Origin of the sequence: Rhodonellum psychrophilum GCM71 = DSM 17998 (assembly GCF_000381545.1) — a bacterium.
In the GTDB taxonomy this organism is placed as follows: Bacteria; Bacteroidota; Bacteroidia; order Cytophagales; family Cyclobacteriaceae; genus Rhodonellum; species Rhodonellum psychrophilum.
Window position 1 is genome coordinate 45,178 of the sequence record NZ_KB906691.1, and the last position, 19,847, is coordinate 65,024.

The 19,847-nt window shown below is 45.0% G+C and carries 11 protein-coding genes; 9 read left to right on the forward strand and 2 right to left on the reverse strand.

Translation table 11 applies throughout. The features are described from left to right. Nucleotides 1–2 precede the first annotated feature (2 nt). Nucleotides 3–2,981, reverse strand: a complete 2,979-nt coding sequence (locus tag F824_RS0121180; RefSeq protein WP_019599947.1) for a glycosyltransferase family 117 protein — start codon at nucleotides 2,979–2,981, stop codon at nucleotides 3–5. A 148-nt stretch (nucleotides 2,982–3,129) separates the two neighbouring features. On the opposite strand from F824_RS0121180, the gene trxA reads away from it, so the two are divergent. The 8 genes from trxA (at nucleotide 3,130) to F824_RS0121230 (ending at nucleotide 12,370) form a co-directional block, all read left to right on the forward strand. After that, a complete protein-coding gene (gene trxA / locus F824_RS0121185) occupies nucleotides 3,130–3,450 on the forward strand; it encodes a thioredoxin (RefSeq protein ID WP_019599948.1) in 321 nt (106 codons plus the stop codon). Nucleotides 3,451–3,548: 98 nt separating this feature from the next. Continuing rightward, complete coding sequence (locus tag F824_RS0121190) at nucleotides 3,549–4,970, forward strand: MBL fold metallo-hydrolase (RefSeq protein WP_026333845.1); 1,422 nt, start codon at nucleotides 3,549–3,551, stop codon at nucleotides 4,968–4,970. A 298-nt stretch (nucleotides 4,971–5,268) separates the two neighbouring features. Further along, complete coding sequence (locus F824_RS0121195) at nucleotides 5,269–6,657, forward strand: OprD family outer membrane porin (RefSeq protein ID WP_019599950.1); 1,389 nt, start codon at nucleotides 5,269–5,271, stop codon at nucleotides 6,655–6,657. Nucleotides 6,658–6,689: 32 nt separating this feature from the next. Next, entirely contained in the window at nucleotides 6,690–7,271 is a 582-nt protein-coding gene (locus F824_RS0121200) for a YeeE/YedE family protein (protein WP_019599951.1), read from the forward strand. Between the two features lie 11 nt (nucleotides 7,272–7,282). Next, the gene (locus tag F824_RS0121205) at nucleotides 7,283–7,777 is read left to right on the forward strand and encodes a DUF6691 family protein (RefSeq protein ID WP_019599952.1); all 495 of its coding nucleotides are present in this window, start codon (nucleotides 7,283–7,285) and stop codon (nucleotides 7,775–7,777) included. A 799-nt stretch (nucleotides 7,778–8,576) separates the two neighbouring features. Continuing rightward, entirely contained in the window at nucleotides 8,577–9,737 is a 1,161-nt protein-coding gene (locus tag F824_RS0121220) for an MFS transporter (protein ID WP_033405541.1), read from the forward strand. Between the two features lie 189 nt (nucleotides 9,738–9,926). Further along, entirely contained in the window at nucleotides 9,927–10,985 is a 1,059-nt protein-coding gene (locus tag F824_RS0121225; RefSeq protein WP_019599956.1) for a c-type cytochrome, read from the forward strand. Further along, on the forward strand, nucleotides 10,985–12,370 hold the full coding sequence (locus tag F824_RS0121230) for a hypothetical protein (protein WP_019599957.1): 1,386 nt from the start codon (nucleotides 10,985–10,987) through the stop codon (nucleotides 12,368–12,370). The genes F824_RS0121225 and F824_RS0121230 overlap by 1 nt, the downstream gene beginning before the upstream one ends. Nucleotides 12,371–12,417: 47 nt before the next feature. On the opposite strand, the gene F824_RS0121235 is transcribed toward F824_RS0121230, so the two are convergent. After that, the gene (locus F824_RS0121235; RefSeq protein ID WP_019599958.1) at nucleotides 12,418–13,419 is read right to left on the reverse strand and encodes a 2-hydroxyacid dehydrogenase; all 1,002 of its coding nucleotides are present in this window, start codon (nucleotides 13,417–13,419) and stop codon (nucleotides 12,418–12,420) included. A 660-nt stretch (nucleotides 13,420–14,079) separates the two neighbouring features. On the opposite strand from F824_RS0121235, the gene F824_RS0121250 reads away from it, so the two are divergent. Next, entirely contained in the window at nucleotides 14,080–19,845 is a 5,766-nt protein-coding gene (locus tag F824_RS0121250) for a T9SS type A sorting domain-containing protein (protein ID WP_020700657.1), read from the forward strand. Nucleotides 19,846–19,847 lie beyond the last annotated feature (2 nt).

The following is a 19,847-nucleotide window of genomic DNA, read 5'->3' on the forward strand; positions in this document are numbered from 1 at the left end:
ATTTATCTTCTGTTCATATTCATTCCGCCATCTGGTCCCAAGAATCTTTCGAGGTCTTTTTTCAATTGGGCGGATAGTTCCGTATATCCCCTTTCTTCCAACAAAGGCACAAAGTAGCGCAGCATTTCCATCGAAATCATGGCTTCCCTGTCAAAGTCCCTTCCTGTCCTGATATAGAAATCAAGCATCTGTACGGATTTGACGGATATTTTCTCTACGATGTCCAATGCCAAATCATCTTCTCCGACTTCAAAAAGGAGGGGGACGGATTGTCCATTGGCCAAGTCGTAGGCGATCGCTTTGTCGGGCATGACGGTCAAGCCATGCTTGAGAATACCCGCCGCCTTTTCCATGTCACCTTCGTCCAGCAAGGCGATGGCCACGCTGTTGATGGCGCTTCTATGGTTGGAAACGAACCTTCTGTATTCATCGTCAAAGTAATTGTTTGGATTGTCCATGCCTCTAAAGGCGAAGTCTTCCATTATATTTTTGTAGGCCAAATCGGTGTTTACCAATTCTGTTCTTGCTTTCTGAGGTTTTCTCACAGGCAACAACCGGTAGGTAAGACCCTCCATTACCACATAATCCTCTAGATCCAGACCGATCGTGGCCAAAGAGGTATTGTTGAAGTAAATCGGCCTTTCCCAATTGTTGGTGGTGATCAAGTCAACCAGCATGAGGCTTCCCTTGGTCATGTAATTGCCTTTTACCCGCATGTTGATTTGATTGACCATGAGGTCTTCCATGCCTTCGGGAATCAGGCCATCATTGAATACCTTTTGGGTATCCACGTCAAGGATCAGATTTCTTGCCGGGACCATGTTGATCGAGGTCCTGTTTGAAGAGCTCAGTTTCAAAAGATCACTTTCGTTTTTGATCAATTTCAGGTATTCCTTCGCGGATATGGCTTCCAATCCTTCCCTTTCCATTACATAAAGGACATCATTGGTGCCTTTTTTATAATTTTTGTATTCCAGGGAAAAAGGAATCGCTTCAGACTCATTTACTTTTCGGGTCATTTGTCCCACATACCAGTCTGTGTCGAAATAGCTGAGTACAATCACCCTGACGTCCGTCCTGAAACCTTCGACCTCCTGGACATACCAAAGCGGGAAGGTGTCATTGTCACCTCCGGTAAAGAGTATGGCATTGGGGGCGCATGAGGCCAGAAAATTCCTCGCAGAATCCACAGAAAAATACCTGCCCTGACGGTTATGGTCATTCCAGTTTTGCTGGGCCATCAATACCGGAACCGGGAAGGATACCAATGTGGCGATCACCCCAGCTACTGCCAGATTTTTGTTGAGTTTCCCAATCAAATGGGCCAATGCCATCACGCCAAGTCCTACCCAGATGGCAAATGCATAGAAGGACCCCACATAAATATAATCCCTTTCCCTTGGTTCGACTGGCGGGGAATTCAGGTAAAGTACCAATATGACTCCCATCATCAGGAAGAGCATCAAAGTGACATAGAATGATCTCGGGTCATATTTCGCCTGGAAAAACAAGCCTATAATGCCCAGGATAAGGGGCAGCATCAGGTAATTGTTGTGTGCTTTGTTTTCTTTGATATAATCCGGGAATTTGTCACTGAAGGCATCGGCGATTCCCAGCCAAGGGGCATCGGAAAAATCACTTTCCCTTCCCGAGAAATTCCACATGAAATAGCGCCAGTACATGTGTCCCAACTGGTGGCTGAACATGAAATAAAGATTGTCACCAAAGGTTGGTTCCTGCCCTTCGCTCAAGCCCAGTTTGGATCGATAGATCTGCTTGTGCCTTTCTTGGGTGGAATATATCCGGGGCAGAATCGTTGTTTTGTTCGGATCATATTTGTTGACCAAATTGTAATCGACGATTTCATACTTGTCTTTCCCCTTGAGGTAAACAGGAGCGCCTTCTGTCTGCTCCACTAGATCTGCCGTGAAATACTGACCGTGTAAAAGAGGACGGTAGCCATATTGCTCCCTTTTCAGATAGGAAATATAGCTGATGATATCCTTTGGTGCATTTTCATTGATGACAGGATCTTGGTTAGCCCTGATCACAATCAATGCATAGGATCCATATCCGATCAAAATGAATGTGAGCGAAAGCAAGATCGTGTTGAGGATTACTTTTTGTTTTTTGATGGAATACAAAATCCCCAGAATCAGAGATCCCAAAAACAAGGCTGAAAAAACGATGATCCCTGAGCCGAATGGCAAGCCGATACTGTTCACAAAGAAGATTTCCATGGAGCCAGCCAGACTTGGAAGCCCAGGAATAATGATGTTGTTGATGATGATCAATGCTGCGCCACCCAAAGCCATGGCGATGATGCCACCTTTCAGGTTTGGGTTTGGATATTTTTTGAAATAATAAATAAGTGCAAGTGCTGGCAAAGCAACCAGATTGAGTAAATGGACGCCTATGGAAAGGCCTACCAGATAGGCAATGAAAATCATCCAGCGGTTTTCTTCCCTTGGATCCTCGATCACATCCCATTTCAGGAGTGCCCAGATCACGATGGCCGTAAAGAAGGAAGACATGGCGTAAACCTCGGCTTCCACTGCTGAAAACCAAAAACTGTCAGAGAATGTGTAGACCAGGGATCCAATGATACCAGCCCCCAAGACGGTGATGGTATGTCCTTTGGTTTCCTGACCATTTTTCATCTGAAAAAGTTTTCTGCCCAAAAGGGTGATCGACCAGAACAGAAACAAAATCGTGAAGCCTGAAAACAAGGCACTTCCAATGTTCATCCAATAGGCGACCTGCAATCCATCCCCAAAAGCAAGAAAGCCGAACATCCTGTAAATCAGTAGAAAAAACGGGGCGCCAGGAGGGTGGGGCACTTGAAGCTTGTAGGCCACGGCGATGAATTCCCCGGGATCCCAAAAACTTGCCGTTTGCTCGACCGTCAAAACATACACCAAAGTGGCGACAAGAAAAACCAACCAGCCGGTCAAGTTATTGACCTTTTTGTAATTAAGCATTGTTCTTAAAGAATTGTGAACGGCGAAAATAAACAATAAATCACCAAATCTTTGCCATTTTAACAGCTTTTAAAGGTTTGTGATAAAAATTACTGTCATGCATTTAATCCTTCCCTAATTTTGTAACATAAAATAAAAACGCAAGATCATGAGCAACCAGCCCAAAACATTCAATGAATTGATTTCAGGTGATCAACCCGTATTGGTAGATTTCTTTGCTACTTGGTGCGGTCCTTGTAAAATGATGCAACCCATCCTTGAAGAAACCTCCAAAAAAGTTGGTGATAAGGTGAAAATCATAAAAGTTGATATAGACAAAAACCCCTTGGCGGCAAGTAATTTCCAGGTAAGGGGGGTTCCTACGCTTATCCTTTTCCAAAAGGGAAAAACCATTTGGAGGCAATCAGGCGTGGTTCCAACCCATCAATTGGTCAAAGTAATAGAGGACAACATTGCCTCAAAAGCTTAATTTAAAAAATTTTGACTTTGTGACAATTGTCATTTAATTCAAATGGATACGGATATAACTTTGTAACATCAATCAAGCAAAAAAACAAAAGAAAACATATGATAATCGAACAGATATACACAGGATGCTTGGCTCAAGGAGCCTATTACATTGAGTCAAATGGGGAAGCGGCGATCATTGATCCTCTGCGAGAGGTACAGCCCTACATCGAAAAAGCCGAAAGAAGAGGTGCTAAAATCAAATATGTATTTGAAACCCACTTCCATGCTGACTTCGTGTCTGGACATCAGGATCTCTCTGCGAAAACCGGAGCGCCGATAGTTTTTGGTCCCACGGGCATGAAAATGGGATTTGATGCCCTTGTTGCTGAAGACGGACAAGAATTCCCTCTGGGAAAAGCAAAAATCAGGATCATCCATACTCCAGGGCACACCATGGAAAGTTCTTGTTATCTGTTGATCAATGAAGAGGGGAAAGAAGAAGCATTGTTTTCAGGAGATACCCTTTTCATCGGTGACGTAGGAAGACCGGATCTCGCACAGAAAGTGATTGCTGAATTGACTCAGGACAAACTCGCAGCGCACTTGTATGATTCTTTGAGAGATAAAATCATGACGCTTGCAGACGATATCATTGTATATCCTGCCCACGGTGCAGGTTCAGCCTGTGGCAAAAACATGAGTAAGGAAAATTCCGATACGCTTGGCAATCAAAAGAAAACCAACTATGCGCTTCAGGAAATGACCAAGGAACAGTTTATCAAAGAAGTGATTACTGGACTGACTCCTCCTCCTGCTTATTTTCCCCAAAACGTAATGATGAATATCCAAGGATATGAAAGCATTGACACGGTTTTGGAAAGGGGAATAAGACCGCTCACACCTAGAGAGTTCGAAGCAGCAGCCAACGAAACCGGTGCGATCCTTTTGGATACCCGTGAGGCTACCGTCTTTGCCAAAGGATTTGTGCCCAATTCCGTGAATATCGGAATCGAAGGAAGCTTCGCCGTCTGGGTAGGAGCCATGATCCCTGATTTGAAACAGGAAATACTCTTGATCACAGATGAGGGAAATGAAGAAGAAGTCATCACGAGATTGGCAAGGGTAGGTTATGATCATTCTTTGGGTTACCTCAAAGGGGGCATCGAAGCTTGGAGAGCGGAAGGAAGAGAGCTTGATACCATTGTTTCTATCACCGCAGCGGAACTTGCTGAGATCCAGAAAAAAGAAGGCCCATTGAATATCCTCGATGTCAGGAAAAACAGTGAGTACCTAAGTGAGCATGTCATCGATGCAGAAAATGCGCCATTGGATTATATCAATGACAGCATGGCCAAAATTGATAAAGACAAAACCTATTATGTACACTGTGAAGGGGGATACCGATCCATGGTTTTCAACTCTATCTTGAGAGCAAGGGGTTTTGACAATCTCATCGATGTGAAAGGTGGATTTAAAGCCATCAAGGAATCAGAAAAATTCAAGGTAAGTGAATACGTTTGTCCATCTACCCTGCTTTAAAAAGAGTTGAATCCGCAATATGAATTCCGTTTCCCAATTGGGTTGAAGCTGCAAGAAAGTCAGACTATTTGAAGAACAAGGCTTAAAACCGATATGCGGAAGTCAATAATAATGAACATAGACGGACTATCAAGCAATTTCAAGCTGGAATGAATTTGGGAATGCATCACACGGGTTTAACACCGAATAAATAAAAAAAATGGCAAGAATCAATTCTTGCCATTTTTAATTTGAGAAATATCAAAGTGATAAATGTCACTGTTACATAAACAAAGAACACCCAATTTTGAAAGCTGATATGAAAGTAATTTTCCTGATGTTGTTGATGCTTTTGCCTTGGACTTTGAAAGCCCAAGAAGCACATTCCGATACAACAGAATTGGATGAAAGGTCCGGAAAAAGTCTGTCACATGATCTTGAAAAAGGAAAGTTTGATATCCATTTCAGGTCGTTTTACATGCAAACCATAAACCAAGGCGCATTGACGGATTATTCCACATTGGCGGTTGGAGCAGGGTTAGGGTACTTGAGTCCGGCATGGAAAGGGTTTCAAGTTGGATTCAGCGGATTCTTTGTGTTTCAGTTGTTTGAAAACAACCTGACCATCGCTGACCCCACCACTGGGGCCGGCAACAGGTACGAAGTTGTGCTGTATGACATGCATGATCCCGAAAACGCCAGGGATTTGGACAGGTTGGAGGAGTTTTTCATCTCCTACCAAAAGAAAAATTTTAAAGCAATATTTGGGAGACAAAAGGTCAATAGTCCAATGCTCAATGAACAAGACAACAGGATGCGTCCCAATATATTCAGCGGCTTGAGCATCTACCACAAAAGTAAAAAATGGGAAAGTATGGGCGCTTGGCTCACTTCGGTGGCCATTAGAGGTACAGTGGACTGGTATAAAATGGATGATTCCTTCGGCGTGTATTCATTTGGAAGAAATCCTTTTGGCGAACCCTCTGGGTACAAAGGAAACATAACAACGAAGGGTTTGGCTATGGCCGGTGTAAAATACAACAACAATGGGCTCAGTCTTCAGGGATGGAATTATTTTGCGGAAAATGTGTTTAATTTAAACTTTGTCCAAGGGGATTATGCCCATGATTTGGGTGAGAAAAAGCTGCTTGTAGGCCTTCAGGGTTTTTATCAGACAGCCGTCAACCAAGGTGGAAATCAGGATCCCAAAAAAGCGTACATCCTTCCCAATGAAAAACCCTCGGGATTGGGCGCCAAACTGGGGTTGCAATCAGGAAAACAAGAAGTTTCCATTAATTTCTTGGGATTCATGGGACAGGGGAGATTCCTTTTTCCAAGGGAATGGGGGAGAGAGCAGTTTTATGTAAGTCTTCCCAGGGAGCGCTTTGAAGGAAGTGGAGATGTGAAGGCATGGACATTGAAATACAAAACGGAACTGCCTATGAAAGGTACCAAGCTTGAATTTGGCGCATCAAAGGTGAATCACAGTGACATCGAAAAGTATGCAGCAAATAAATATGGCATCCCCTCCTACTACCATTTTACGGGCGCATTGAATTATAAATTTAGGGGGTATTTGGATGGGTTGGATGGACAAATTCTGATTGTCAACAAGACGGCACAAGATTTTGCAGCAGTCTCAGATGCCTACAGGATCAACCGAGTGGACCTTTGGAATTTGAATGTAACACTCGATTATAGATTTTAAAATCAAAACGTAACAAATTAAAAACGAATAATATGGAACAATTTATTGAATGGATAAGTCAGCCATGGCCATGGTACATTGCCGGGCCATTGATTGGACTGACGGTACCGATCCTCTTGCTCATCGGGAATAAGTCCTTTGGGATTTCTTCTTCATTGAGACATGCCTGTGCAGCCTGTATTCCTGCTGGAATCCCCTTTTTCACCTACAACTGGAGAAAGGAAATGTGGAATATAGTCTTTGTCATAGGGATTTTGATTGGGGGCTTTATTGCGACGACTTTCTTTGCTAATCCAGATGTAATTGTAGTGGCGGCGTCCACGCAGGCAGATTTGGCAGCCCTCGGGATTACGGATTACTCGAGCCTCCTTCCAGCTGAAATTTTCACTTGGGACAATTTGTTCACCGCAAAGGGCCTTTTGTTCTTTGTTGTGGGTGGTTTCTTGGTTGGATTTGGAACTAGATATGCCGGTGGATGTACTTCCGGACATGCCATCATGGGTATAAGTTCCTTGCAATGGCCATCCCTAGTGGCGACCATCTTCTTTATGCTGGGTGGTTTTGTGATGACACATTTTCTCTTGGGACCATTGATGGCTTTGGTAGGATTCTAAAATAAGAAAACATGAAGACAATAGAAAAAAATATAGCGGCTCAAAGCCCGATTGAATGCGAGGCACCGAATCTTCAGGTTCAGGAGGAGAAAGGATTGAAACTTGTAAAATACCTTATTGTGGGGATGTTTTTCGGGTTGATCTTTGTCAAAGCAGAAGTAGTATCCTGGTTCAGGATTCAGGAGATGTTCAGATTGCAATCCTTCTTTATGTACGGTGTGATTGGTTCCGCCATCTTGGTGGGCTTGATCTCGATCCAACTGATCAAAAAATTCAACGTCAAGGCAATGAATGGTGAAACCATCAAAATCGGGAAAAAAGAATTCCGAAAAGGGCAGATTATTGGAGGGTTTATCTTCGGATTGGGCTGGGCTTTGACTGGCGCATGTCCGGGACCTTTGTTTGCACAGATAGGGAGTGGATTCACAGTGATTCTGGTCACTTTGGTAAGTGCCATTGCAGGGACTTGGGTTTACGGAAAATTTTCCGACAAGCTTCCAAATTAAGGACGAATTCCAAATCTTTAACACAGCGTAAAAGCCACTTTCTTTTCTTAAGAAAGTGGCTTTTTTGTTGGCATTGATTCTTCTTCAGGGTTAGCTTAAACCCGAAATATGCATTCCGTTTTCAATTACGGCTGTAACTACCAGAAAATTTGGTGAATACGGCAATGTCCCGTTACGGTAAAGTCAATAATAAACAGTCGGCTGATGATGAATCAATTTCAGCCCTCACCACTTCATCTAGGGCATAAAATGGCTTAAATGAAAATTAGGATTGGGTTTTCTTCTGCGTCAACCAAAATAGTCCATGATCGCAGAGAACGGTCACTTAAAAATGGAGCAATGGTTTTGCTTAAGTTGGGGAGGTTTGATTCAATCAAACACCTTCTTGATAATGACTCTGATCATAAAGATGGCACAAAGGATGACAGATCCTGCTATGACGAATTCCATAAGCGTTGACTTTTTGGTATAACCCCTGTCAAAATGAAAAGTTTCTCTGGAGGCCGATTTTTATTTCTCTTTTTTGGGTCAAATTGATTCTGATAATCCACAAAAAGAAATGGACAACGATCTTTGACCCGAAATACGCAATAGGATTCCTAATGGGCTTGAAGCCAAAAGAAAATCGGAATATTGGGAGAATAAGTCGTATTGCTGATCGGTTGAGGTCAAAAAGAGTGATCAAAGACTGATTATTAAACAATTTCAGGCTGGAATAGAAATGCTGATGCATTACACGGGTTTAATTGGCCAATCTCTGTTAAATTGCGGCTTCAAACCTATTAATCCAATCAAATCAATGACCCTACTCCAAAAAAGAAGGATTGCCTTGGGCAGTTTGTTTTTTATGGCAGGATTGTGTTTTTCTTCCTGGGCAGCCCGAATTCCGGACATTCAATTTAAATTTTCGCTTTCTGAAGCCCAATTGGGGACTTTATTGCTGGGGCTTCCATTGGGTTCCTTGGTGGCATTGCCGCTGGCAGGTTGGGCAGTGCACAGGTTTGGAAGCAGGATCGTGATCATCCTGGGGGGTATCGGGTATGCGATTTTTCTGCCCTTGATCGGTTTTAGCTCCTCGGTTCTCATGTTGGTTCCCACCGTGATCGTTTTCGGGATGATCGGGAATCTCATGAACATTTCGCTCAATACCAAAGCGCTTGAGTTGGAGGACAATTATGGGAGAAGTATCCTGGGTTCCTTTCATGGACTTTGGAGTCTTGCCGGATTTTCAGGTGCTGGAATAGGGGCGGTGATGATTTATTTTGAGGTAATCCCTGTCGTGCATTATTTGGTGGTGGCGGGACTTGCCTTGGTTTTGTTGTTTCTAGGCCAGCGGTATGTCTTCAAAGACGCCAAATCTTCTGAAGGCAGTGGAATGGTTTTGAGAAGGCCGGATGATCTGCTGCTCAGGATTGGTGCGATCGCTTTTTTGGGGATGATGTGTGAAGGCTGCATGTTTGATTGGAGTGGGGTGTATTTCAAAAAGGTAGTCGAAATAGAGCCCCGCTTTGTGGCATTGGGCTACGTGGCTTTTATGGGGGCGATGGCCACGGGCAGGTTTGTTTCCGATAAACTGACCAATAGGTTTGGGAAAATCATTATTTTGAGGATAAGCGGATTGTTGATATTTACTGGGTTAAGCCTTTCCGTCGCCTTCCCAGTCATACAGGTAGCAACACTCGGGTTTTTATTGGTAGGTTTTGGAGTGGCCTCGATCATTCCGGTGGCTTATAGTATCGCAGGAAGATCCAAATTGTATTCACCTGGTATTGCGTTGGCTTTGGTATCCACCATTTCTTTCTTTGGCTTTCTCATTGGCCCACCCTTGATTGGATTTATCGCGGATCTTTTCAGCCTGAAGGTTTCATTTGCATTGATTGCATTCACGGGCTTGGGCATTACTCTTCTTTTGAGTGTGCGGCTCAAGGTTTTCAATACCGGGGAGGTGGTGATCAAGTAAGGGGAGTTTGTTATAGAATATCATTTTTTCTCCAACATGTTTGGCATCCCATAATTTGGTGATATAGGGGTTTGCTTGTGCTTTCCTCGGGTTTTTGGGTTTTCATCTATATATTGACAGTGTGATTTTTGTCACTGCAACGAATCCTTGAAATTCCCTATTTTTGAAGTTGCCCAAAAGAACTATAACATGAAGGATGCATTTGAACCGTTTATAAAACTGATTGCTTTGGTGGTAGGGCTGCTGGTCGTTGTGACAGCCCTATCCGCCTTTTTGATAGGAATTGTTTTTTTTGTCCTGCGTGGCGGTTCCCTCCCGGATCTAAGCCCCGACAAAACCGAAATGGCCCTATTGAAACCCCTTGAAGCGGTTTACCTTGGACTGATACCCAAAGAAGGCATGTGGAAAGCTCCGGAATGGTCCTCCGTAGAAAACGAACCCAATGCCGAGGATATCAAATATGGAAAGGAATTGATCGCCAATACCTCTGAATATTTGGGGCCAAATGGAAAAGTGAAGAAAATCTCAAATGGCATGAATTGCCAAAATTGCCATCTGGATGCCGGCACAGCTCCCCTCGGGAACAATTACAGTGCAGTGTTTGCCACCTATCCCAAAATAAGGGGAAGGTCAGGCCAGATGGAGGATATTCCAAAAAGGATAAATGACTGTTTTGAAAGAAGTCTAAATGGGAATGTTTTGGCGCCCAACAGCAGGGAAATGAAATCCATGGTTGCCTACATCGAATGGCTTGGCCGAGATGTGCCAAAAGGAGAAACGCCGAAAGGTGCCGGGATTTATGAGGTGCCATTCCTGGATAGGGCCGCAGACCCGATCAAAGGAAAAGTGGCTTACGAAAATCTTTGTCAAAGTTGTCACATGGAAGATGGGCAAGGTATGATGCGGGCCGACAAATTCGGTTATACCTATCCACCGCTTTGGGGGGAGAATAGTTACAACCATGGAGCTGGACTTTTCAGGATGTCCCGATTTGCAGGCTATGTGAAGGCAAATATGCCACTAGGTGCTACCTATGAAAGACCCATGCTGACGGATGAAGAGGCTTGGGACGTAGCCGCTTATGTCAACAGTCTCCCAAGACCTCAAAAAGATCTTTCCAAGGATTGGCCGGACATTTCCAAAAAACCCATCGACCATCCTTTTGGGCCTTTTTCGGATACCTTTCCTGAGGAGCAACATAAGTTTGGTCCATTCACGCCGATCAAAGCTGCCAGAGCAAGCCAATAATGGTCAAGAACTTTCTGGCTATCTTACTGCTGGTTTCCATGGTGCCAAAAGCGAATGCACAGGAAGATTCCTTGAATAATGAGCGATCGAAAAAACCTAATATTGAATTGGGATTGCGCTCTTATTTTATGTCCACCGGTTATTGGCAAGATTTTAAAGGGGATCATGCTTGGGGCCAAAGTGCATTCTTGCGGGTCAAAACCCAGTCTTTTCATGGGTTTTCCCTTACGGCAAGTTATGCGGTTTTTGGAAAAATACTGAGTTCTGATCTCTCTGCAAGAGAACCCCGGACGGGCGCCACAAACCGATATGAGATCGGTCTTTTTGATGTGCTCGACGCGGGAAACAACTTTTTCGGAAAAGTGGAGGATCTTCATTTGACCTTCCAAAGCAAAAAACTCACTGCCAATGTCGGTAGAATGGGGATCAATACTCCTTTTATCAATCCTCAGGATGGAAGATTGGAACCTACCTTTGTGGAGGGGCTGAGGCTGAATTATAAACCAAACTCCCGATTGCAATTCGGCGGGGACCTGATCTGGCGGATGTCACCCAGATCCACTTCCGGTTGGTTTAGGATTGGAGAGACCATTGGGGTTTATCCGATAGGTAGGAATGAATTTGGCGCCCCTTCGGCCTACTTTGGCAATACCTTCAGTGATTTTGTCAGTGTCACCGACCTGCGGTACAGGTTGCCAGAAGAAGCAAGCCTTCAGCTGAACCATACCTTGGTTCAAAACATTTCAAGCACCTATTTGGCCGAGTTTCAAAAAGAATGGAAAGCCAAAGTATGGAAAAACAGCATCATTTCGGGTTTTCAAGGGGTTGTCCAACATGGGATTGGAGAGGGTGGGAACCAAGATCCCGCATTGCGGTACAAAAACCCCGAGGATATCAATTATATCTGGGGAGCCAGGATTGGGCTGAAAAACGACAAGATGGTTTTGCATTTGAATTATACAAGCATCAAAGGCAGCGGCCGCTTTCTGAGCCCCAGGGAATGGGGGAAAGATCCCTTTTTCACGTTTATCCCAAGGGAAAGAAACGAGGGCTTCAGCAAAGTGGATGCCTTGACGCTTTTCATTCAACGGTCATTTCCTGAGCGGTCCCTTCAACTTTCCAGTCATGTGGGGCTTCATTTTCTTCCTTCTCCCACCAATTTTTTAATCAACAAATACGCGTTTCCTTCCTATGCCCAAATGAATCTGGCAGCCAAATATGCCCCCAAAAACTGGGGGAAAGGCCTGGATTTCCATTTGATCCTGATGACAAAAAAAGCATTGGACCAAAGCGGTCTCCAGCCGGGATGGATTTACAACAAAGTCAATTTACTGCACCTCGATATGATCTTGAATTACAGGATCCAGTGGAATGAACAGAAGTAAAGAAAGGCTGTCAAATTTTGGAATGAACTCTTAAATTTCAGGAATTATTAAACATTTTGGAATTCGACTTCGTTTTTCACTTCTTTCCCCAGTTCAAAATCGCTCAGGTTGTCCAAGGTGATCTTGCTGATTTCCTGCAGGGCCTCGGTTGTCAAAAAGGCTTGATGTCCAGTGATCAATACGTTTGGAAATGTCATCAGCCTCATGATGACATCGTCATGGATGACCATTTCGGAAAGGTCCTTGAAGAACAGCTTTTCTTCCTGTTCGTACACGTCAATCCCCAAGAAACCAATCTGACCGTTTTTCAATCCCTTGATAACCGCCTTGGTGTCGATCAATGCACCCCTGCTGGTATTGATCAGCTTCACTCCCTTTTTCATCAGGCCAATTGTTTTTTGGTTGATCAGGTGTTTGGATTCGGGGGTCAAAGGACAATGGAGCGAAATGATATCACTCTCCTTTAATAGCTCCTGCAAGTCCACGTACCGAATGCCCATCGCCCTGATTTCGGGATTTTCGAAAGGATCATGGGCGATGACTTCGCAGCCAAACCCCAAAAGAATCCTACAAAGTGCCTTGCCTATGGCGCCGGTACCGATGACGCCTACCTTTTTGCGGTGGAGATTCATACCGGTGAGGCCTTCTATGGAAAAATTGTTTTCCCGAACCCTGTTGTAAGCTTTGTGCGTCTTCCTGTTCAGTGTTTGGATCAGCGCGATGGTGTGCTCGGCCACCGCTTCGGGGGAATAAGCGGGAACCCTAAAAACCCGGATCCCAAATTCTTTTGCCGCTTCCAGATCCACGTTGTTGAAACCTGCACACCGCAATGCAATGGCTTTGATGCCGATTTCATGGAGCTTTTTGATCAACGCTTTGGTGATTTTGTCATTCACAAATACGCATACAGCATCAAAACCAGCGGCCAATGACACCGTGTTGAGCTCCAGTCCATTCTTGAAATAGGTGATTTTGTGCGCGGTTTTCGGGAGGTACTCTTCAAAATATTCCCGGTCGTAAGACTTGGTGCTATAGAAGGCGATTTTCATAAGACTGTTGGGATTCTGGAAAAATGAGAGGAGTTTAATTTAGTTTTTTTGAGGATATGCATCTTATCATAACAGATCCTGCCCATCTTTTAAATTTTTCTGGGGGCATTGTAAACTTAAGCAAACCACAACGAATTTCCCAAAGGAAGAATCTTGGGGGATCGATTCCGAAAAATCTTTGGAGGCACGTTTCCAAATTTCAATCCGGATAGAGAGATCCGGTTTTTACGAAGGGATTTAGCTGAAGGATTGGGTTTTTGAATTGCAGCACAAACCATTAAAAAATAAATTGATACCGTTTGTGTAAAAAATGAGGTGATTTAGATCATGGAATAACCGGGAAAATTTTTTTTAACTAAATAAACCATAAATAAACACAGATAATATAGTTTTCATGTGTTTATTACGAATTATAATGTATTATTGTGGTTGAAATATGCAGTTGAAATCACCCAAAAGTAAAATAAATTATTTTCCTGAATGAATTGGATTAATGGATTTCCCCCTTTTTCCAGGAGTCATTATGTTGTTTTGTTTGATTGTGAATCACCCTTTATAAAAAACAATACATATCTGTTAGGCTACTATATGTTTTGGTTTTTGGTCAAACAATTCTTGGTGGTTTAAGTTTTAAATAATGATTTAACTAAAATAACATTAATGAAAATACAAAGTGGATTTTGGTTTTTCCGAAACGATTACAATTATCCCTTTCGTTTACCGAACGCTTTTCCATTTTGTTTCCAGCTTCTTTCAGCGACAAGCAAGTTTGTTTTTTTTACCCTACTTTTTTTGTTTTCTGCCTTAGGCGTATGGGGACAGACTTTTACCATTCCACGTAATGAAATTAGAGATGCTTCAGATATACCAGCTGGCGAGAATATTGTTTTGAATGAAAGGTCCGTCTTGAATATGGATGTCCCAAAGGCTTTCGGAACACTGACTGTCCAAAATATTTTTACAAACAATACTCAAAATGCAACGATAGCTGGAACAGGAACAGCCACCTTTTCTACTTTAACTGTGACTGCTACTTCTCCAGGAGGTAGCAGTTCATCACGTGGAATTTCTTTGATAATTAATCAGGGAGCAACGGTTATCGGTACAAATTTAATTAATGCTGGAACCCGATCAAAAAATGTAACAATCAATGGGACACTCAAACTTTCGGGACCTGGAGATGCAATACCCGATACAGGTTGGAATACCTTCACCATTGGCCCCGCCTCCACGGTGGAATATCTTGGAGCAAACCAGAACGTTTACGACGACAATTACCACAACCTGATCCTGTCCGGGAGCGGGACCAAAACGCTTCAGACAGGAACGACAAATATTTCCGGCGATTTCACGATGGGTGGAACTGCCTCAGCCACCACGGTGGCGGGATTGACCGTAGATGGGGAGTTGGCTATCGGAAACGGGGCTACTTTCACAGTGGGCAGCAATTTTCCCTTGACAGTCTCAGGATCCACCACGATTGGCGGCGGAACCAGCGGGACATTTATCTTGGGAGGAACGGGCGCAAAAACATTCTCCGGAAACGTGCTGGTCAACAATGGCGCGGTCTGGAACGAAACCGGGATTGTCCCCATTTTTTTTGGTGGAAGCCTGACCATCAATGGGACTTTTACTGCCAATGCCGAAGTCCATACTTTTTCTGGAACAGCATCCACTTTTGGTGGAAGTAGAGTCATCACCATTCCCAATACAACAATCTCGGGAACTTACACCAACAATGGAATATTGGCTGTTCCGACAGCCCTTTCTGGCTCTGGTTCGCTCTCACAAGGCCCAGGTGCCACGCTTAGAATAAGTGGTTCGTCCACGATATCGACACTTAATGCCACCGCAATTGGCAATACGGTGAATTTCAATGGCTCTGCCCAAACAGTATTCAATACCAATTACTTCAATCTGAGATTGAGTGGTAGCGGAATCAAAACACTCCAAGCCAATACGGCTTCGATTGGCGGTGACTTCATGCTCTTAGGAACGGCCAGCACCACTGCAGTCCGTGGACTTGGAATTGGTGGAACTGTCACAATAGATCCAGGAACGACATTTTCTGCGGGTGCCTTTACGCATCAGGTGGGAGGAAGTTGGATAAAAAACGGGACGGCAAATACCAATCTAAGTACACTCGTTTTCAACGGTGCCAACAACACCCAAACCATCACCGGAACCAATACCTTTGGAAACCTTCGGATTTCCCACAGCGGTTCCGGAACAGTCAATGCCACGGGAAGCACATTGACTGTTCCCGGCCTGACCGAGGTATTGTCAGGGACCTTTATCGGTTCGGGTACTTTCAATACTTTCAACATCAGCTCCGGGGCGAATTTCACCGTTCCAGCTTCGGAATCGGTTTCCCTTTTCGGGGATTTGACCTCGAACGGGCAATTGATCCCCAATACCAGCACCTTCTTGCTATCCGGAACGGCCAGACAAACCTTGGCAGGAACCGCAAACCTTAATTTTTACAATCTCACCGTGAACAACCCTGCGGGTGTCAAGGCAAATACCGACCTGACGGTCAACGGCATTCTGAATCTTGTTTCCCTAAGTCCAAATGCCAGGGATGGAAGTCTGGACATGGTGGCCAACTACGGTGATTATTCCAATATCATCACCGCCTCGGAAAATCTGACCACCACCATGACGCAGTCCCATGATATTTTGGATTCCAAAATACTCAACATGGGCGCGACTGCCTCCACCTTGGGTTCGGGCGAGGTCACAGGGAAAGTGAGACGGACGACATTTGTGAACAACACAGAATACACTTTCGGCAATCCGAATACCTCCCTTATCTTTTCATCCAACGGAGCGGGTGTACTTCCTTCGGCAATCCTGTTCATCATCACCAAAGGACCCGACAGAGGTGTTCATGCCAACATGCCGCAGGCGGTTCAGCGGCTTTATCAAGTGATCCGGACGGGAGGAACGGCACCGACGACCTATGCCATCAAGTTGAATTATGCAGCCGCTGAGATAAATGGGAATACCGACAATGGCTTGGTGCTTTGGGACCACCATATCCCCTACGTATCTGCCAATACCCCCCATGAGCATGGAAAAACCACGCAAAGTTTTTCCGACAACTGGGTGCAGTTGACCGGACATGGGATCCAATACCTCCAGACAGGTGAAGTAGTGGGAGGACAGACCAAATACTGGATGATCCGAAACACCTTCATTGAAGGAAACAGATGGCTCGGAGCAGCGACCACGGGTTGGAACGCAACGCCCAATTGGTCTGCCGGTTCCGTGCCTACGGATACGACCAACGTGATTATCCCTTCCATCACGGAGTCGCCAAGGGTGGCGATAGTGCCGCAAGGCAATCTGTCCAGTCCCGGGGCAACCGTAAAATCCGTTACCATTGATCCCGAGGGTGAATTGGACGGTTCGGATGGTTATTTGTTGATCAAGGGGGGAATTAAAAACAACGGTGGCGTGGGCTCCTGGACCAACAACGGGAAATTCCTGCCCGGAACCAGCACCGTGGTCTTTGATTATCCACGAACCAGCCAGATCGAAACGAGTACGGTATCCGGATCGGGAGCTACGAATTTCTATAATCTTATCAATTCCACGGGAACGGTGCTGGTACCGCAGGCAAATGCAGTACTGGGCATTGGCGGGGTATTTACCAACCAGGGAATCTTCGACGCGACCACTTTCCCCAATACAGTTGATTATAACGGAGATATTTCGCAAACACTGGTCAACCCGAATGGCCCTGTTTCCGGCTATTCCAATCTGAGGATAAGTGGGGAAGGGAACAAAACCTTTGGCGGAAATTTCGACATCTATAATGATTTCAAAAACAACGGGACAGGAACGGTTTTGCCAAACAACACCACTATTACCTTCAAAGGGGCAGAACGGCAAATCCTTTCGGGTATTTCCGAAACCCCTTTTTACAACCTGACCCTTGACAATGGATTGGGGATTTCTCTGGACTCAGGCATAAGTGTTGCCAATACGCTCACGTTGAGCCAGGGAATCATCGATACCAATGACAATAAACTGACACTGGGCACGCCCGGCTTTGCGGGAGAGGTCACAGGTGCGGGCAGCAGTCGGTTTATCTATGGTGTTTTGAAAAGATATGTCTCCAATGTAGAAAATCTGAACCTAGATTTCCCCATAGGAGATGACACAGCTTATACGCCGATAAACCTTAACTTCAGCGGAACCACTTCCGGCTCGGGCTTTTTGGAGGCCTCTTCGGCCGCGCTCGTGCCAGCGGCAGGCGATTTGCCCCTTGGAGCGGGTTTGTCTGCTGAAAAAGTGATCAGAAGAAGGTGGAAATTAAGCAATTCAGGAGTTGGCGGGTTTACGGACTATAGTGCTGTTCTAAATTTTGTCGCCACTGATGTTCTGGGGAACGCAAACCCAAATTCACTTTTTGCCAGGAGATTGCTACTTGGGAATTGGACTGATGAGCAGGTTGGGGTCCGAACAGCCTCCAGTACAGAAGTAATCAGTTTGAGCAGTTTCGGGGAATTTGCCTTGGGTGAAGGATGTACTTTCCGTTTTGAATGGCTGGGTTTGACTTCAGATTGGAACGATCCTAATAACTGGTGTGGAAATCAGGTCCCGCTTTTGGGAGAGACAGAAACTATCCTGATTCCCCAGACAGCCAACGACCCGATCATTTTAGGAACTGTTTCTATCAGTCTTAGTGGTGAAGTCATCATCCGGGAGGGGGCCAAGTTGATACTGAAACCGGGATCAACTTTCACCCTCAATACAAATTCTGAGATCATGACCGAGACCAATGCGATGTTGGTCCTGGAGTCGGGGTCAAAATATAATAATCTTGGGTTGGGTACGCCGGTATTGGAAGTTCAGCAGTTACTGGATGGTGTCAAAGGATGGCGGATGTTGGGTAGTCCTGTCATGACGACTTATGCGGATTTTCTTGAAGGGATGGTGACCCAGGGATTTCCTGGATCCAATTTCTCCACATTGCAGCCCAATCTCTTGTGGTGGAGCGAAACCGACAAGGGAACGAGTTTACAGGGCTGGAGAAGACCCAGCAACAGCAGCGAAATGGTCAGCCCGGGAAAAGGACATTATGCCTTTGTTTTTAATGGTGCGACCAAACCCTCCGATGGATTGCCCTATGGAGACAATCTTCCGATTACCCTGAAATCAACCGGCATCGAGCCGAATATAAGAAGTACACCCTTTAATTTTGGTGTTTCATTCACCAGAAGGGATACCAGTCTGATCGTGTCAGGGGATGGATTGCTCGAGGTCAATGTCTCGGATGAGGGCTTCAACCTTCTGGCCAATCCTTCTGCCAGTGTGATCGATTATTTTGGGTCAGGTTGGGTTAAAACCAACGTGGATGAGACGATCTATGTCTGGGATCCCAATGCCAACAGCGGACAGGGCAGTTTTCTGACCTATAACGGGAACACGGGCAACCTCAATTCAGGAAGGTTGGCCCCTTTTCAAGGATTCTGGGTAAAAACGAATGCAAGTTCCCCAGTATTGACTTTTGGCAACACGGCCAAGTCCTTCCTGTCAAGGGACTATGTGGGAAGAAAATTGACACAGGATCCTTTGAACATCCAGTTGCAACTGCAAGGGGAGGGCATGCAGGCGGATTCCTATATCAGCTTCTCCGAGTTTGGAAAAGAAGGACAGGACCGCTATGATGCCTATCAGCTCGAGTCCCTTTCCGACAATTGGCTGCTGCTCTATACCTACGGATCGCTGAGAACCAACAGCCCTTTGGTGATCAATCATCTTCCGGCGCTCGACCAGCAGGAAAGATCCATCCCATTGCATATCGCAGCGGCAAAGGGTGGCAAGGCACTCAATGGAAACTACAGTCTCTACTGGGAACTGCCAACCGATTGGCCTTCGGAGGTTTCATTGGTCCTGATGGACCATCTCCAGCAGAAGGCAGTTGACATGACCGTTCAAAACGGATACGACTTCAACTTCAAAGCACCGGAAATCGTGGGTACCAACAATTCAAAATTGATGAACGGTGGGATGAAGGCACCAAGTGCGGTGGTTTTCCGAAGCCCTTATGAGACCGGTGAGCCCAATCAGCGGGTAAATCCATCCACGCCAAAGCGTCCTTTTTCCATTTTGGTGGGGGGAGAATACCTTGGCGGAGAAATCACCTACAGACCGGACTTCCCAAAGTTGTTTGCCCCTGTCCCCAATCCATTCAGAACCAATGTCAAGATCAAGTTTTACTTCCCGATCGAAACGGAGGCGGAGCTACGGGTTTTGGATATGAATGGGGTGGAAAAAGCATTTTACCCCTACAAGAAATACAATGCAGGAATACAGGAAATCGAAATGGTGGGAGAATCGCTTGCTGCTGGAATGTACATCGTTCAGCTCATTAGCGAAGGGCAGTTGCTGACTCAAAAATTGATTAAGAATTAAGG

Coding starts and splice junctions, on each gene's coding strand:
- F824_RS0121180 (WP_019599947.1), bottom strand. CDS start 2,981: ATGCTTAATTACAAAAAGGTCAATAACTTGACCGGCTGGTTGGTTTTT.
- trxA (WP_019599948.1), top strand. CDS start 3,130: ATGAGCAACCAGCCCAAAACATTCAATGAATTGATTTCAGGTGATCAA.
- F824_RS0121190 (WP_026333845.1), top strand. CDS start 3,549: ATGATAATCGAACAGATATACACAGGATGCTTGGCTCAAGGAGCCTAT.
- F824_RS0121195 (WP_019599950.1), top strand. CDS start 5,269: ATGAAAGTAATTTTCCTGATGTTGTTGATGCTTTTGCCTTGGACTTTG.
- F824_RS0121200 (WP_019599951.1), top strand. CDS start 6,690: ATGGAACAATTTATTGAATGGATAAGTCAGCCATGGCCATGGTACATT.
- F824_RS0121205 (WP_019599952.1), top strand. CDS start 7,283: ATGAAGACAATAGAAAAAAATATAGCGGCTCAAAGCCCGATTGAATGC.
- F824_RS0121220 (WP_033405541.1), top strand. CDS start 8,577: ATGACCCTACTCCAAAAAAGAAGGATTGCCTTGGGCAGTTTGTTTTTT.
- F824_RS0121225 (WP_019599956.1), top strand. CDS start 9,927: ATGAAGGATGCATTTGAACCGTTTATAAAACTGATTGCTTTGGTGGTA.
- F824_RS0121230 (WP_019599957.1), top strand. CDS start 10,985: ATGGTCAAGAACTTTCTGGCTATCTTACTGCTGGTTTCCATGGTGCCA.
- F824_RS0121235 (WP_019599958.1), bottom strand. CDS start 13,419: ATGAAAATCGCCTTCTATAGCACCAAGTCTTACGACCGGGAATATTTT.
- F824_RS0121250 (WP_020700657.1), top strand. CDS start 14,080: ATGAAAATACAAAGTGGATTTTGGTTTTTCCGAAACGATTACAATTAT.